This is a genomic window from thiotrophic endosymbiont of Bathymodiolus puteoserpentis (Logatchev), from assembly GCF_900127505.1.
In the GTDB taxonomy this organism is placed as follows: domain Bacteria; phylum Pseudomonadota; class Gammaproteobacteria; order PS1; family Pseudothioglobaceae; genus Thiodubiliella.
Genome location: NZ_UEXF01000072.1, coordinates 1 through 15,191, shown reverse-complemented (window position 1 = coordinate 15,191; position 15,191 = coordinate 1). Strand labels below are relative to the sequence as shown.

16 protein-coding genes are annotated in these 15,191 nt (G+C 36.4%); 14 read left to right on the top strand and 2 right to left on the bottom strand.

The window, feature by feature from the left end:
• Position 1 precedes the first annotated feature (1 nt).
• The 13 genes from BHECKSOX2_RS08600 to BHECKSOX2_RS08540 are packed head-to-tail and all read left to right on the top strand — an operon-like array spanning position 2 to position 10,966.
• The gene (locus BHECKSOX2_RS08600; protein ID WP_139683244.1) at positions 2 to 871 is read left to right on the top strand and encodes a hydrogenase expression/formation protein; all 870 of its coding nucleotides are present in this window, start codon (positions 2 to 4) and stop codon (positions 869 to 871) included.
• On the top strand, positions 868 to 1,095 hold the full coding sequence (locus BHECKSOX2_RS08595) for a rubredoxin (protein ID WP_370460914.1): 228 nt from the start codon (positions 868 to 870) through the stop codon (positions 1,093 to 1,095). The genes BHECKSOX2_RS08600 and BHECKSOX2_RS08595 overlap by 4 nt, the downstream gene beginning before the upstream one ends.
• Positions 1,096 to 1,103: 8 nt before the next feature.
• Positions 1,104 to 1,640, top strand: coding sequence for a [NiFe]-hydrogenase assembly chaperone HybE (gene hybE / locus BHECKSOX2_RS08590; protein ID WP_139683243.1), 537 nt, complete (start codon positions 1,104 to 1,106; stop codon positions 1,638 to 1,640).
• Positions 1,640 to 2,812: a nickel-dependent hydrogenase large subunit gene (locus BHECKSOX2_RS08585; protein WP_139683242.1), complete on the top strand. Its 1,173-nt coding sequence runs from the start codon at positions 1,640 to 1,642 to the stop codon at positions 2,810 to 2,812. Before hybE ends, BHECKSOX2_RS08585 begins: the two co-directional genes overlap by 1 nt.
• A complete protein-coding gene (gene hypA, locus BHECKSOX2_RS08580; protein WP_090718065.1) occupies positions 2,805 to 3,149 on the top strand; it encodes a hydrogenase maturation nickel metallochaperone HypA in 345 nt (114 codons plus the stop codon). The genes BHECKSOX2_RS08585 and hypA overlap by 8 nt, the downstream gene beginning before the upstream one ends.
• Positions 3,150 to 3,153: 4 nt before the next feature.
• On the top strand, positions 3,154 to 3,969 hold the full coding sequence (hypB, locus tag BHECKSOX2_RS08575; protein WP_139683241.1) for a hydrogenase nickel incorporation protein HypB: 816 nt from the start codon (positions 3,154 to 3,156) through the stop codon (positions 3,967 to 3,969).
• A 4-nt stretch (positions 3,970 to 3,973) separates the two neighbouring features.
• On the top strand, positions 3,974 to 5,230 hold the full coding sequence (locus BHECKSOX2_RS08570) for a sigma-54-dependent transcriptional regulator (RefSeq protein WP_180323733.1): 1,257 nt from the start codon (positions 3,974 to 3,976) through the stop codon (positions 5,228 to 5,230).
• Positions 5,230 to 5,508 (top strand): HypC/HybG/HupF family hydrogenase formation chaperone, encoded by a 279-nt coding sequence (locus BHECKSOX2_RS08565; RefSeq protein ID WP_090714958.1) that lies wholly within the window; start codon positions 5,230 to 5,232, stop codon positions 5,506 to 5,508. The genes BHECKSOX2_RS08570 and BHECKSOX2_RS08565 overlap by 1 nt, the downstream gene beginning before the upstream one ends.
• Positions 5,508 to 6,638, top strand: a complete 1,131-nt coding sequence (gene hypD, locus BHECKSOX2_RS08560; protein ID WP_090714956.1) for a hydrogenase formation protein HypD — start codon at positions 5,508 to 5,510, stop codon at positions 6,636 to 6,638. Before BHECKSOX2_RS08565 ends, hypD begins: the two co-directional genes overlap by 1 nt.
• Positions 6,638 to 7,660 carry a hydrogenase expression/formation protein HypE gene (gene hypE, locus BHECKSOX2_RS08555; protein ID WP_090714954.1) on the top strand — a complete coding sequence of 341 codons (1,023 nt, stop codon included), beginning with the start codon at positions 6,638 to 6,640 and terminating at the stop codon, positions 7,658 to 7,660. The genes hypD and hypE overlap by 1 nt, the downstream gene beginning before the upstream one ends.
• Positions 7,661 to 7,694: 34 nt before the next feature.
• Positions 7,695 to 8,018, top strand: coding sequence for a DUF3144 domain-containing protein (locus tag BHECKSOX2_RS08550; RefSeq protein ID WP_139683239.1), 324 nt, complete (start codon positions 7,695 to 7,697; stop codon positions 8,016 to 8,018).
• Positions 7,990 to 10,329 (top strand): carbamoyltransferase HypF, encoded by a 2,340-nt coding sequence (hypF, locus tag BHECKSOX2_RS08545; RefSeq protein WP_139683238.1) that lies wholly within the window; start codon positions 7,990 to 7,992, stop codon positions 10,327 to 10,329. Before BHECKSOX2_RS08550 ends, hypF begins: the two co-directional genes overlap by 29 nt.
• Entirely contained in the window at positions 10,322 to 10,966 is a 645-nt protein-coding gene (locus BHECKSOX2_RS08540) for a D-sedoheptulose-7-phosphate isomerase (protein WP_139683237.1), read from the top strand. Before hypF ends, BHECKSOX2_RS08540 begins: the two co-directional genes overlap by 8 nt.
• Positions 10,967 to 11,126: 160 nt before the next feature.
• On the opposite strand, the gene BHECKSOX2_RS08535 is transcribed toward BHECKSOX2_RS08540, so the two are convergent.
• Both BHECKSOX2_RS08535 and dbpA read right to left on the bottom strand, forming a co-directional pair.
• The gene (locus BHECKSOX2_RS08535) at positions 11,127 to 12,065 is read right to left on the bottom strand and encodes an IS1595 family transposase (protein WP_139683236.1); all 939 of its coding nucleotides are present in this window, start codon (positions 12,063 to 12,065) and stop codon (positions 11,127 to 11,129) included.
• Between the two features lie 180 nt (positions 12,066 to 12,245).
• Positions 12,246 to 13,625 (bottom strand): ATP-dependent RNA helicase DbpA, encoded by a 1,380-nt coding sequence (gene dbpA / locus BHECKSOX2_RS08530; protein WP_139683235.1) that lies wholly within the window; start codon positions 13,623 to 13,625, stop codon positions 12,246 to 12,248.
• Between the two features lie 210 nt (positions 13,626 to 13,835).
• On the opposite strand from dbpA, the gene BHECKSOX2_RS08525 reads away from it, so the two are divergent.
• Complete coding sequence (locus BHECKSOX2_RS08525) at positions 13,836 to 15,173, top strand: IS1380 family transposase (RefSeq protein ID WP_139682100.1); 1,338 nt, start codon at positions 13,836 to 13,838, stop codon at positions 15,171 to 15,173.
• Positions 15,174 to 15,191 lie beyond the last annotated feature (18 nt).

The following is a 15,191-nucleotide window of genomic DNA, read 5'->3' as shown; positions in this document are numbered from 1 at the left end:
AATGTCATCAATCCCTATTCCACCAATTCCAGCAAATTTTTTAGGTGCTGGTTCACAAACTACATCGGAAGAAGATAAATTAGAATATATGGAAATGCCGACAGAAATGTCTACCTTTGATGTAAATAGTAAAATTTATGAATGGGATGAAAGTCAAGACTTATCTCAGTGTAAAGAATTTTTAGAACGCATTCATTTTCAAATGCTTAATTATAAAATTGATAACCCTAATCTGTCTTTTGTTGTTCATGGTTTGGATGAAAATAATTTAGCGTACCTTAATACCCTGCTAGGCGAGGGGGAAGTGAGTGCAATTATCAATCAAAAAGAACAAATAGTAAACATTCAAGAGTCAATTTTTACAGGCGTTTGGCGAATCACTATTATTGATAACGATAACAATCTTGTTAGTGACTGTATTGAAGTGGGTGATATCCCAGAGGCGATTGTTATGCTTAATCAAAAAAACTCTAGTAAAGTTATATTTAATAGCGCCTTATTGCCAGAAAATGTCATTAACGCACCCGCAATTTTGACTGAATTAAAAGAAAAAAGAGAAGAATATGGTAATTTAAAAACTTCTTTAGAAGCTATTAATTTAACATTGTTGCCTCACACAGAAGATGACTTAATCTCTATTAATAATGTTTTAGGTTTGGGTGATACTGTTATCTTGTCAAGAGGTTATGGTAATTGTCGTATTACTTCAACCGGTGTTTCTGCTATTTGGTGGGTGAAATATTTTAACTCTACTGACAATGAAATACTCAGCACTATTGAGGTAGTTGACATACCTATTGTTGCTTGTGCTGCACAAGAAGATATAGAATCAAGCACTGAACGCTTAAAAGAGTTTACTGACGAATTGTGAAAACTTTTGAAGGCAGTTATCTAGGAGATGAGGAGAAAATTGCCGATGATGCTTGCATGGAGTGCAAAATTTGTCATCATGTTTACAAACCTGAAGAGGGGGATGATTATTGGCAGATAGCAGCTAACACGCCATTTACTCAATTACCAGGGCATTGGCATTGTCCAAATTGTGATGGTTTTATGGATCAGTTTATGGTTATCGATAGAAATGATATTTTATAGTTATTAAAATGAATGGTAGCAATATTGAGCGTTTAAAAAGTCATTATCAATATGTGTATAAGCACAAAATGAAAGACATTCCGATTGTTAACAATAAACTTAAAGTTGAAGTAGTGGGTTTTGTTAACTGGGGAGAAGAAAGCGGTAAGCAAGCCTCTAAAGTCGGAGTATTAATCACACCTTGGTTTATGAATATTGTTCTACTGCCAAATGGCATTATGCAACAAAAAATTAGGGTAGGGAAAACTGCCAACATATTGTTTCCAGATGGTGAATATTCTTTTTTAACCCAATTAGATGATGAATTTGGTGTTTATTTAACTTGTTCATTGTTTTCGCCTATGTTTGAATTTAAAACCCAGACTCAAGCAGTTGAGACTGCTACTGCAGTGATGGGGCAATTATTGCAAAATGATGAATTCAAGAAAGCAGAAAAGGATAAGAAAGCGCTAGTACAAAAAATTAAGGACGATGAGACCTTAAGTAAGGTTACCTCAAGAAGAGATTTTCTTCGTGGGAATAAAAACAATACACAAGTTTTATAATGTCAATTGAAGGAAAAATTGTAATCAAAGTTGTTATAGGGGCCTCTGATATTAAAAAAGTTTTAATTAGCTCTTCTCGCCCCCTACATATCACTCAATTATTTGCAGGACAGTCTATTCAAAAAGTCGCAACAACACTCGATGCTTTGTATCAATTATGTAATACTGCACACAGATTTGCATTTTTACACCTTTTGGATAAATGCAAGGTGATTTCTTTGAGCAAAAATGAAATAATGGCCTGTCAATTATTGTTAGATTTAGAGACTATTAGGGAGCATTGTTTTAGTATTGCAACAAAATGGCGTATTGATGATAGTAATAAAATAAATAAAAATATTGTTGATTTATTTGCTACGCTTAGAGAAATAAATACCACTTTATTTCTAACAGGCAACCCTTTATCGTTAGAAAAAAAAACACTACAACCTTTTAGTGGCATTAATTCTTTAGTTGCAAAATTAGAGCAACAACTAATGCTTGAGCTTGTTGGCGAACAGTTCCGTTCAGAGACAATACTTTCCAATAGTGAAAATTTTGAATATTGGATAAAAACCCAAAGTAGCGACTGCGCCCTATTTTTACACAATATACAGCAATCTCAATCAAGTGGCTTAGGTAGCGTTGATTCTTTATTTTTGCCAAATATAACAACAGAAGAAATAATAACATTGCTTAATGATGATGGGTTTATTGGTCAGCCTACTTATAAAAATATTTGCTATGAAACTACACCATATAGCAGACAAAAAAAACATCCATTAATACAGAAATTATCTGCAAAATATGGCAATGGCGTGTTAAGCAGATATGCCTCTCAACTGCTGGAAATATTTGAGTTGTTGAAGGGGATTAAGCGCAACTATGTGAACCTTTATTCTGAGGATATTCATTATGATATTAACACCTCTACTGTTGTTAATACAGCTGTTGTTGAGGTAGAGGCAGCACGCGGAAAATTAATGCACTCTTTAACAATTCAAGGCGAAGAAATTAAGAGTTATCGGATACTTTCACCAACGCAATGGAATTTTCATCCTCAAGGCGTTTTAAAGCAAATGATTCAATCCCTTGATTTTCAAAATAAACAGGACTTAGTTAATAAAATAACATTGTTAACTAATGCTATTGATCCTTGTGTTGGCTATACAATAGAGATTAACAATGCATGAAATGAGTATCTGCATGAGTATTGTTGAGTCCCTAGAAGCCAGTGCAAAAGCAAATAACTATAAAGCTATTAATAAGGTTTGGTTAGAAATAGGACCTTTTTCAGGGGTGGAAGTTAACGCTTTAGAATTTAGTTTTGATGTGGCAATTCGTGGTACTATTGCGAATGGTGCTCAGTTAGAAATTATACAAACGCAGGCAAATGCTTGGTGTTTTAGTTGTGATAAAACAGTGGTGGTCAAACAAAGATACGACGCTTGCCCACTATGTAACTCCAGCCAATTAACTGTAACAGGTGGTGAAGAGTTAAAAATTAAACAAATATCAATTAAGGAGTAATAATATGTGCACAGTATGTGGATGTAACGAAACCGAACACACTCATGACCATGATCATGGGCACTCTCACGAACATGAACATCATGATCATCCCCAGCACCATCATTATGGCAAAGGAGATGCGGGATTACATATTGCAGGAATGAGTCAAGAAAAAATTGTTCAGGTTGAGATGGATATTTTGTCAAAAAACAATCATTATGCCAGTGAAAATCGCGCCTTTTTTTCTAAGAAAGGTGTTTTAGCGCTAAACTTAGTTTCAAGCCCCGGGTCAGGAAAAACATCCATTTTAGAGACCAGTTTAATAGCACTAAAAGACGAGATAAGTCTAAAAGTTATTGAGGGCGATCAACAAACCACTCAAGACGCTGATAGAATTCAAAAAACAGGTGTTGACGCAATTCAAGTTAATACTGGAAAGGGTTGTCATTTAGATGCACATATGATTGGGCATACTTTTAAGTCTTTAAAAATCGAAGAAGATAGTGTTTTATTTATTGAAAATGTGGGTAATCTTGTCTGCCCTGCGGCGTTTGATTTGGGTGAATATTGCAAGGTGGCTATTTTGTCTGTTACCGAAGGTGAAGACAAACCGCTTAAATATCCCGATATGTTTGCAGCATCAGATTTAATGCTACTTAATAAGATTGATTTACTACCACATCTTAATTTTGATGTAGAACAATGCATAAAGTATGCTCGCCAAGTCAACCCTAAAATTCAAATCCTGCAAATATCTGCTACCACAGGTGAAGGTATGAACAAATGGTATGCGTGGCTAAAAGCGCAAATGAGCAGTATTATTGCACTTAAAGGCTAAATCAGTGTATCGAAAACCAGTCAAAGCAAAGATATTAATTGTTGATGGTCATAAATCTGATAGGGATCTTTATGCAGCGGCACTTGGTCAGAATTTTAAGTGTTATTTTGTTGATAGCATTCAAGACGCTTGGGAAATATTATATGAGTACCCCATTCAGGTTATTATTGCCGATGAAGTGATAGAAAAAACCACGGGCGTAGATTTTTTAATACAGGTTCAAAAGCAATATCCAGAAGTTGTGCGCCTAATGATTGCAGATTTTGAAAATATGCAATTGTGTGTATTAGGCAACACAGCAGGGATTTATCAATTTCTTTACAAACCTTGGCGGCCTGATAATTTAAGGCTTATTGTTGGTAATGCAGTTAAAATTTTTAATTTACAGGATAAAAATAAAATAGCACCTTTAGAATTTAAAGGTAACTTGTCAAAAAGAACAACTGCCACCATTAAGCCCGCTAAAAAACAAAAAGACAGTTGCAAAAAATATGCTTTTGATCAATTAGTGCGTTCTGAAAAAAGCCCGTTAAATGGTTTATGCGCCGATATTCAGAAATTTTCAAATTATGACATTCCTGTTTTAATTTATGGAGAATCTGGCACGGGAAAGGAATTGTTTGCTCGTGCAATTCATCACTATAGCGCTAGAGCAAGTAAGCCTTTGATTATTGAGAATTGTGCGGCTTTGCCAGATGATTTACTAGAAAGTGAATTATTTGGACATGTTAAAGGTGCTTTTACTGGCGCCTATAACGATAAAACAGGATTGTTAGAGCGTGCCAATGGTGGTACGGTTTTTTTAGATGAAATAGGTGATATATCACCTGCCTTTCAAGTTAAATTACTCCGCGCTTTACAGGAAAAAACAATCCGTAAATTAGGTGGGAATCGTTATATATCTATTGACATTAGAGTCATTTCTGCAACCAATAAAAATTTAAAAGAAGAAATAAAGGCAAATAATTTCAGAGAAGACTTGTTTTATAGATTGGCAGGTATGGAATTTAAAATTCCACCTTTAAGGGAAAGGAAGGAAGATATTTTGCCTATTTGCATGAATATTATAAAGCAAGGAAATCTGTTATTTGATAAGCATATTTCTGAGGTTGACAACAATGCAAAGAAGGCGTTAGAGCGCTATCCTTGGCCTGGAAATGTGAGAGAACTACAAAATGAAATCCAAAGAACAATGGTTTTAAGTGAATCCGATATAATTACTTATGTGAGTTTGTCGGCTAAATTAAAGGAGAAAAAATAATGTGTTTAGGCGTTCCAGCACAAATTAAAAAAATTATTGATGCAGACAACCAAATTGCATTGGTTGATTTATCGGGGGTCTCTAGAGAGATAAACATTGCCTGTGTATTAAACAAAGATTATCAAGCACAAGATTTAATTGATAAATGGGTATTGGTTCATGTTGGTTTTGCACTCAGTATAGTTGATGAAGAAGAAGCACAAAAAACGCTCAAAATATTAGCTGAAATTGGCGAATTATCTGCAGCTATTGAGGATATAAAGCAGGGGAGTAAATAATGAAATATGTTGATGAATTTAGAGATCCGAAGCAAGCCAAGAAAATTCTAAAAGAGATAGAGATACTTTGTCTGGAAATTGAATTATCGGAAGACCGCCCCATTCAAATTATGGAAGTATGTGGTGGACATACGCACTCTATTTTTCGTTATGGTTTAAATCAATTATTACCTAAAAAATTAGACTTTGTGCACGGACCTGGTTGCCCCGTATGTGTTTTACCAAGATCTGTGGTGGATAACTGCATTAGCATTGCCAATAATAAAGATGTAATTTTTACCACTTTTGGCGATGCAATGCGTGTACCTGGTAGTAAACAAAGTTTGCTTGATTTAAAAGCTGAAGGTGCTGATATTCGAATGGTTTATTCTCCTTTAGATGCACTCACAATTGCAAAAAACAATCCGGAAAAAAGAGTGGTGTTTTTTGGTTTGGGATTTGAAACCACCATGCCATCCACTGCATTATCAATAATGCAGGCAAAGAAAATAGAGGTAAATAATTTTTATTTATTTTGCAACCACATTACTATTATCCCTACAATTAAAGCTGTATTGGACTCTCCAGGTATGCGAATTGACGGATTTTTAGGCCCTGGACATGTGAGTTTAATTATCGGAACCAAGCCTTATGATTTTATTGCTGATGAGTATCATAAACCACTGGTTGCGGCAGGTTTTGAGCCCTTAGATATCTTACAATCTGTGTGGATGATTCTTAAGCAACTTAAAAATGGTGAGGCAAAAATCGAAAATCAGTACAAGCGTTTAGTACTGGATGACGGCAATGCCAGTGCATTAGATCCAATCTCAGAAGTGTTTGAATTGCGAGACTTTTTTGAATGGCGGGGCTTGGGGTCAATCAACCACTCAGGGGTAAAAATTAATAATAAATACCGTGATTTTGATGCTGAAGTTGAGTTTAAACTCAAAGAAGTAACAGTAACTGACCCAGATGTTTGTCAATGTGGCGAAGTATTAAAAGGCATTTTAAAGCCTTGGGAGTGTAAAGTATTTGGTAAAGAATGCACGCCAGAAATCCCATTAGGTGCCTTGATGGTTTCTACTGAAGGTGCTTGTTCAGCACATTATTCTTATGGGCAAAATATTGACTTAATCAACAAAAAGTAATGAATAAAAAATACAACGGTAAAAAAATTACCATGGCACATGGCAGTGGTGGCAAGTCAAGTAGCGATTTAATAAAAGATATTTTCGTGGATACATTTAACAATGATTATCTATCTACAATGGAAGATCAGGCGCGTTTTGATATGCCAAAAGGACAGCTTGCTTTAACAACAGATAGTTTTGTGGTTAGCCCGTTGTTTTTTAAAGGTGGTGATATTGGCAAACTTGCTATCACAGGTACAGTAAACGACTTAGCAATGAGTGGTGCAAAGCCTTTGTATTTGACTTGCGGGTTGATTCTCGAAGAAGGGTTTCCGATTGAGACTTTAGACCAAATTATAAAATCTATGCAAAAAACTGCCGAGGAAGCGGATGTTAAAATCGTTTGTGGCGATACCAAAGTAGTAGAAAAAGGTAGCGCTGATCAAATATTTATTAACACTGCTGGTGTTGGTGTGATTGAAGGTGATGTGAGCATTCATTCAAATAATGCACAAGTTGGCGATAAAATTATTGTCAATGGTTTTATTGGTGACCATGGGGCGACCATTATGCAACACAGGGCAGAACTTGCTATTTCTGCTGATATTAGTAGCGACTGCCAAGTGTTAAATCATTTAGTGCAAAAAACACTCAATCTTCCAGGCGCTATTCATGCGATGCGTGATGCTACTCGAGGGGGCGTTGCAACAGTATTAAATGAAATTGCTCAAGACTCCAAGGTCTCTATTTTGGTTCAGGAAGACAGTTTACCAATTCGGATACCAACCCGTGGCGTTTGTGAAATTTTAGGCTTAGATCCATTATATTTGGCAAATGAAGGCACCTTGGTTTGTGTAGTAGATAAAGAATATGTCGACCAAGTATTGAAAATCATGCAACAAACTAAAGAAGGTGAAAACGCCTGTATTATTGGTGAAGTTTTTGACAGTCCTAAGGGCGTTGTAGCACTTAATACGCTATTTGGCGGCACTAAGATTATTGATAAACTTGTTGGCGACCAGTTCCCTAGAATTTGTTAAATATCAATGTTAATATTAAAATCAAGAGAAAATTATGAATAAAACAAAAAATATTAAAACCAATAAAGAACAAGTAGACAAAGGATTTATAGAAATGGCAGATGTGTTTATTGTAGAGGCAAATCAATTGTGTGAAGTCAAAGATCCTGATCATCAACTTGTGAATGCAGCGTTGCTTTATGCATCAGCACGCTTTAGCGCTTTTATTACCGCCTCTCTTGCTGAGACAAAAGAAAACTATCAAAAAAATATTGATTCAGCGGTTGATTTCTACACCAAGGAATTCAATAAAATGCTTAAAGAGCACATGAAACAATACAAAGTGGTGTTTGACAAAAAACCAAGCGTTAAAAGATAATAAACTCTCCATGGGGGTAATCGTTGATAAAAAAATAACTGTTTCTGGCGCTGTTCAAGGGGTTGGATTCCGTCCTTTTATCTACAATGCTGCACAACAATTAGGCGTTGTGGGTGAGGTTTATAATAATAGCGCTGGTGTAGTTATTATTATCCAATGCTCGCAAGTGCAATTCAATTTTTTTTTATCAACGCTCAAAAACAACATTCCGACACTCGCCTCAATTACAAATATTGCCATTGAAGATTGTCAAATCAACACATATTTAGATTTTAATATCACTCACAGCAGAAATGGAAAAAATACGACAGTAGTTTTGCCTGATGCCTGCATTTGTGCCGAGTGCATTAACGATATTACTGATAAGAATAATCGTCGTTATGGTTATGCGTTTACCAATTGCACTAATTGCGGACCCCGATTTTCTATTATCAAAAAAATCCCTTATGATAGAAAATCTACCAGTATGGCGTGTTTTACTATGTGTCAAAAATGCCAGCAAGAATACCAAAACCCAAACGATAGGCGTTTTCATGCACAGCCTAATGCTTGTAGTGAGTGTGGACCACAATTACAATTAACCGACTTAGAAGGTGAAGATATTGTCACTAATGATACTATTAAAAAAACTGCTGATCTTTTAAAACAAGGCAAAATCATTGCCATTAAGGGTGTTGGTGGCTTTCATTTGGCGTGTTTGGCAAGCTCTAAATCAGCAGTAGCAGAACTACGAAAAAGAAAACACAGAGCCCACAAACCTTTTGCTTTAATGGCTAAAGATGTAGAAATGGTGCAAAAATACTGTCAAGTTTCACAGCAAGAAGAGCAATTATTAACCAGCAATGCCGCACCGATTGTCTTGCTAATAATTAAAAATAATACACCTTCATCATTAGTTGCGCCCAAGCAAAAAAAATTAGGTTTTATGTTGCCCTACACGCCATTACATTATTTGTTATTGCAACAATTTGACGAACCTTTAGTGTTGACTTCTGGCAACAAAAGCCATAATCCTCAAATTACAGATAACCAAGTTGCATTACAGGAATTAACCAATATCACAGATTATTTTCTAATGCACAATCGTGATATTGTTAACCGTCTTGATGATTCTGTCGTGCAATATGTTGCCAATGAAACTACCATAATTCGTAGGGCAAGAGGTTATGCACCTAGCACTTTGCCCTTACCTCATGGTTTCGAAGGTCATCAAGGTTTATTGGCAGTAGGCGCAGAATCAAAAAATACTTTTTGTCTGATCACCAATAATAACGCTATTATATCGCAACATATTGGTGATTTAAAAACCTTGGAAAGTTATCAAGATTTTCAAGATAATATTGCGTTATATCAGCAATTATACAAAAGTAAAATCAAACACTTAGTGTGTGATTTGCATCCCGAATACCTATCCTCTAAATATGCAGATAATTATGCGGAAAATAACAACATAAAGTTGAGTATAGTGCAGCATCATCATGCTCATATTGCTGCTTGTTTATTTGAAAATGGTAGGGCAATTAGCGATGATAAGGTGCTTGGTGTAGCTTGGGATGGACTTGGTTTAGGGGCAGACAATAATTTATGGGGTGGTGAATTTCTATTAGCAGATTACTCAAGCTTTAAGCGTTTGGCATATTTTGAATATATTCCTTTGCTGGGCGGAGACAAGGCACAAACTGAGCCGTGGCGTATGGCATATGCATACTTAAAACACTATAAAATACCAGCCGATGGTTATTTTTCAGGCAAGCCTACTACAGATTTTGACGCATTATTAGCCGGCAATATGGCGCTAAATTACACCTCATCAGTCGGGCGGTTGTTTGACGCTGTGGCTTATTTACTAGATATTTGCACAGACAAAATTAGTTATGAGGCGCAAGCGGCAATTGAGCTGGAAAATATGGCAGATGCATGTATTACCACAGGAGAACAGCCTGCTTATGAATTTGGATTAAAAAAAATAAAAAATCATTTTTATATTGACAGTAAAAAATTCTGGATTTCAATTATAAAAGATCTTGAAAATAAAGTTAAAAATGAAGATATTGCCTACCGATTTCATTTATCACTTGCCAAATTACTAGTAGATACTGTATTGCAATTACAACAAATATATCAATTTAATACTGTAGTATTATCAGGCGGAGTATTTCACAATCAATTATTGTTAACATTGGTTAATAAATTATTTACCAAGATAAAAGGTATTACTCTATTGACGCATTCAAAATTACCTTGTGGCGATGGTAGTGTCAGTTTAGGGCAAGCGGCAATTAGCATCGCAAGGGAGGAAAAATATGGATAACAATAAAACATTGTCAGGGCTATATCCTTTTTTAGATAAAAATAAAAAAGAGGTTAATACAGAATTATTACTTTCTTCAATCCATAAAAAAGTTGCTGATAGTGTCAAAGCAAAGCAAGATTTTTTTCAAAAAAATGATCGTAAGATTCTACAAGCTGCACAAATGATTGCAAAATGTTACCAGCAAAATGGACATTTATTTGCCATGGGCAATGGTGGATCTGCTTGTGATGCTGCGCATATTGCTACTGAATTTATGCACCCAGTAACCACAGGCAGAAAAGCATTAGGATTCACCAATCTCACCGCTGATATTGCTACAATGACAGCAGTTGCAAATGATGTAGGCGGTGAGCATATTTTTTTACGCCAATTATTGTGTTTGGCTCAAAAAAACGATGTTTTAATTGGGTTCTCCACCAGCGGCAACTCAGATAATTTAATTAAAGCCTTTGAGTGTGCAAAAGAAATGGGGTTGTCTACTATCGGGTTTTCTGGGCAAACAGGTGGAAAAATAGCAAAAAGTAACAGCGTAGATATTTGTTTAACCGTGGAAACAGACAGTATTCACAGAGTGCAAGAATCTCATTTAACCACTTATCATATTCTTTGGGACTTGGTGCATAGTTTACTTTGAAAAATTCGAGCAAGTTAAACTTAACCTGACAATTCGGAGTAAAAAATATGCGTAAAAGAACGCAATTGAACCCGAATAAGAAGAAGGTTTCTTAGTGCATTTTATATAGGAAATTTTAAAAAGTTGTTAGGGGTTTTGGGTGATAAAATTAGGGACTAACTTACATTAATACCAACATCTTATAAGACAGTCTATTACCACTAAATCCAAACACAATTGAATCAATTCTATCCAGTGTCGATCGTTTAACATTGCCATCATTCAACCTAAAAACAAACTCATCAACATAACGCCCGATATGTTTATCTGAAAAATGATGAAATACACCATGATAACCGCGTTTTAATAACGCCCAAACACTCTCAATGCCATTAGTATGCACAATACCGTTAACATACTGCCCAGCAGAATGATTGACCATTAGCTGTTTATAGCCCTCTATGCCTTTATATATTGTTGCTTCATCAGTGCAAAGCGTGGCATTGGCATCAGCATGCTTATCAATCATAGTCTGAATATTGGCACTATTGACTTTATCCATTTTGGCAGCAACGAGCATGCCACCACGAGAGCGCATGCCAACCACAGGGGTTTTGGTTTTTGTGCTTCTGCCTTGTGTGCCTTGAGTTTTCTTATGTTGGTGTTTGTTTTTCTCTTTACCGCCTATATAGGTTTCATCCATTTCAATTATTCCAGAAAGAATAGCGTCGTTATTTTTGCAAGCCTTGCGTATTCTGTGCCCCATAAACCATGAGGATTTTTGGGTAATACCCAGTTCTTTTGCAAGTTGGTAACTGGATATACCCTTGCGAGCAGTCACAACTAAATACATACCATAAAGCCATTTTCTTAACGGTATTTTGCTGGCATGCATCACTGTGTTACTACGAATACTGAATTGGGTTTGACAACATTTGCAACGATATAATCCAGTGCGTGAAGGATGATGATAAACTTGTGCGGGTGTTTGATTAGCACACGATGGACATTTGGGTTTGTTGTTCCAAAGTTTTTGTTCAAAATATAGGCGAGCAGATTCTTCGGTTGGAAACCTTTCTAATAGTTCAAATGTGCTGATGGTGTTTGTGTATTGGGTCATTGTTGCTCCATGAGTGTTGTAAGTGTTGCCTATTTTATTGTATTTGTTGTGGTTTTGGTATTAATGTAAGTTATTCCCTAATTTTTTACTCCGAATTGTTGGGTTAAGTTTAACTTGTTCGAAATAAGAAATCTTAATTTGTTGTCTTAAATTGTTGGGGTTTTATATATTGTGCAAATTTTAAGACAAAATCCTAACTCTAAAGGTCTTGCCTTTAAGTTTATCATTTTGAATTTTTTTAAGCGCTGTCTTAACCAACTCTGAACTCACAGCCACATAAGACCAATTACCAGCGACACTAATCTTGCCGATTTTATCCCCTGGAATACCGTCCTTACCTGTCAACCCACCAACAATATCACCCGGACGAAGTTTTTGTTTCTTCCCGCCATCAATTTTTAGCGTGGTCATCACCGGTTTTTTAATCGGCTTATCTAAATATATAGCACTTGGTAGTGGGTCATTAACATTAGATAAATCAATATCTAATGTCTCTAATTTGTGCGTTTCTCTATCGCTAAAAAGCGTACAAGCAACACCATGCTTCCCTGCTCTACCAGTACGGCCAATGCGATGTACATGCACTTCTGCATCATGTGCAATATTAAAATTAATCACCATATCTAAATCTTTGATATCTAAACCTCGCGCTGCCACATCAGTCGCCACCAGCACAGAAACACTGCCATTTGAAAATCGAATAAGCGCTTGATCACGCTCTCTTTGGTCCAAATCTCCATGAATGGCAAGTGCATAAAATCCATAATGGGCTAACTCATCTGCCACATCTTGCGTATCACTTTTGGTGTTGCAAAATACCAATGCAGACTCAGGCTTATGCTTAGCAAGTAACAATCTAAGTGCACCCATACGCTCATCGTCTGTATTGGTTAGATGAAAATATTGCTTAATCGTATCTTCTTCATGGACAGTAGGTGCCTCAAGTATCGTAGGATTTTTAAGTGCACGACAGGCGATATCGGCAATCCCATCAGGATAAGTCGCACTAAATAATAAGGTTTGGCGACTACTAGGGACTTTTTCAATAATTTTATCTATAGTATCTTGAAAACCCATATCTAACATGCGATCTGCTTCGTCCAATATAAGCATAGTGACAAATTCAAGTTTTAATGTGGCTTTACGCAAATGCTCTTCAATACGCCCTGGTGTACCGACAACAATATGTGCACCGTGTTCTAATGAACCAATTTGTGGACCAAAAGGTGCACCACCGCAAAGTGTGAGAACTTTGATATTGTGAATACTTCTTGCAAGTCTTCGAAGCTCACTTGCCACTTGGTCTGCCAGCTCACGCGTTGGGCACAAGACTATCGATTGCACTCTGAAAGCCTTAACATCCAATTTTTGTAACAGACCCAAACCAAAAGCCGCTGTCTTCCCTGAGCCAGTCTTACCCTGCCCAATAACATCTTCACCCGACAAAATAGCGGGCAAACTGAGTGCTTGAATAGGTGTCATTGATTCGTAACCCAAACTACTAAGATTTTTTAATAAATCAGGTTTTAAATCTAATGAAGAGAAATCAGTTGAACTCACGATAAATCCTAAAATAAAAACGATGGATTAAATTTTACGCTTTATGTGGTAACTGACAATACAAATACCCTAATCCAAAAATAGAAATCAAAAAAACACACAAACCCCAACTGGTATAATGATTTCAACCAAAAAACCGCTTCACCCATTGGGTGAAAACACAAAAGACAACCACATCCCTTTTATACACAACCAAATCTTACTGCGTTTATGAAAATTTTAAACTACAAACTGTCCTCTACCAACGAACTTTTAACCGCTCGCATTGGATTACTTGCTACTGCACATACCATTAACACATTGAGTTTGTCTAATACCATTGATCAACACTTCCCAGCCCTTGGTAGCAATTGTGCACTCAAAGCCTCCACTTTTATCAATACCTTGATATTAAGTCAACATGAAGGTGGTCAGTGCTTAGATGATACTACCCACATTGCCAAAGACAAGGCGCTACGCTTAATCACCAATCAAAGCGTGCCAACCCCACAGGCTATTGGCATTTGGCTTCGGCGTTTAGGTGAAGACAACCAAGGAATCAAAGCCTTACAAAAGGTCAATAAAACTGTGCTTAAAGCCACGCTTAATCATTGCAAAAACATCACCCTTGATATTGATGCCAGTGAAGTCATTGCCAATAAAGCTGATGCTCAGTGGACTTATAAGAAACACAAGGGCTATATGCCAATAATAGGACATATCGCCCAAACAGGGCAGATTGTTGCCACTAACTTTAGGGCGGGTAATGTATCACCAGCAAAAGACAACCTTGACTTTATCAAAATCTCTCAAGACGCATTACCTAAAGGCACTAACATCAAAAAACTTAGAATAGACGCAGCAGGCTATCAAGCCAGTATTATTGATTATTGCTTTGAACATGATATTGAATTTAGTATCAGAGCAAAGATATGTCAATCTCTTAAAGATATTTTTGTAGATAAGGACAACCAATGGCAACCTTTGGTTGATAAAAAAGGCAAAGCCATTGATGGGCAAGCCACTTTTAGAATGCGCCATTTTATGGGTAATAATGGCAAAGTCTTTGATTTAGTCGTGCAAAGGAGCTCTGTTACTGGGCAGGTAGAATTAGACTTAGAATTAGACAGCAATAACAGCACCCAAGCCCCTGAACAAATCACCAGTGGACAATATATTTATCGCTCTATCGCCACCAATCTTGAAACTTTGAGTGACAGCAAGGTTATCCATTTTTACAACCAACGAGGTGAAGACAGTGAAAACCGTATCAAAGAATTGAAAAATGATTTTGGTGCAAGACAAATGCCTTGTGGTGATTTTAATGCCAATGCCTTGTATTTTGATATTTGTAGTTTGTCTTACAACTTGTTTGCACTAATGCGTCAAATATTACCCCTTGAATTTGCCAATAAAAGAGCCAAGTATGTGCGCAATCGCTTCTATGCTATCGCCGCTAAAGTACTTCAACATGGCAGACAAGTGATTGTTAAGTGCCAAGCACAATATTATGACTTACTTACTCAGGTGCTAAACAACATCAAAGCGTTTAAGCCGTTGCTATCTTGATTTAAACGAACAACAAAA

Bases quoted from the DNA above. Each gene is read 5' to 3' on its own strand.
- BHECKSOX2_RS08600 (WP_139683244.1), top strand. From the start codon at position 2: ATGTCATCAATCCCTATTCCACCAATTCCAGCAAATTTTTTAGGTGCT.
- hybE (WP_139683243.1), top strand. From the start codon at position 1,104: ATGAATGGTAGCAATATTGAGCGTTTAAAAAGTCATTATCAATATGTG.
- BHECKSOX2_RS08585 (WP_139683242.1), top strand. From the start codon at position 1,640: ATGTCAATTGAAGGAAAAATTGTAATCAAAGTTGTTATAGGGGCCTCT.
- hypA (WP_090718065.1), top strand. From the start codon at position 2,805: ATGCATGAAATGAGTATCTGCATGAGTATTGTTGAGTCCCTAGAAGCC.
- hypB (WP_139683241.1), top strand. From the start codon at position 3,154: ATGTGCACAGTATGTGGATGTAACGAAACCGAACACACTCATGACCAT.
- BHECKSOX2_RS08565 (WP_090714958.1), top strand. From the start codon at position 5,230: ATGTGTTTAGGCGTTCCAGCACAAATTAAAAAAATTATTGATGCAGAC.
- hypD (WP_090714956.1), top strand. From the start codon at position 5,508: ATGAAATATGTTGATGAATTTAGAGATCCGAAGCAAGCCAAGAAAATT.
- hypE (WP_090714954.1), top strand. From the start codon at position 6,638: ATGAATAAAAAATACAACGGTAAAAAAATTACCATGGCACATGGCAGT.
- BHECKSOX2_RS08550 (WP_139683239.1), top strand. From the start codon at position 7,695: ATGAATAAAACAAAAAATATTAAAACCAATAAAGAACAAGTAGACAAA.
- BHECKSOX2_RS08540 (WP_139683237.1), top strand. From the start codon at position 10,322: ATGGATAACAATAAAACATTGTCAGGGCTATATCCTTTTTTAGATAAA.
- BHECKSOX2_RS08535 (WP_139683236.1), bottom strand. From the start codon at position 12,065: ATGACCCAATACACAAACACCATCAGCACATTTGAACTATTAGAAAGG.
- BHECKSOX2_RS08525 (WP_139682100.1), top strand. From the start codon at position 13,836: ATGAAAATTTTAAACTACAAACTGTCCTCTACCAACGAACTTTTAACC.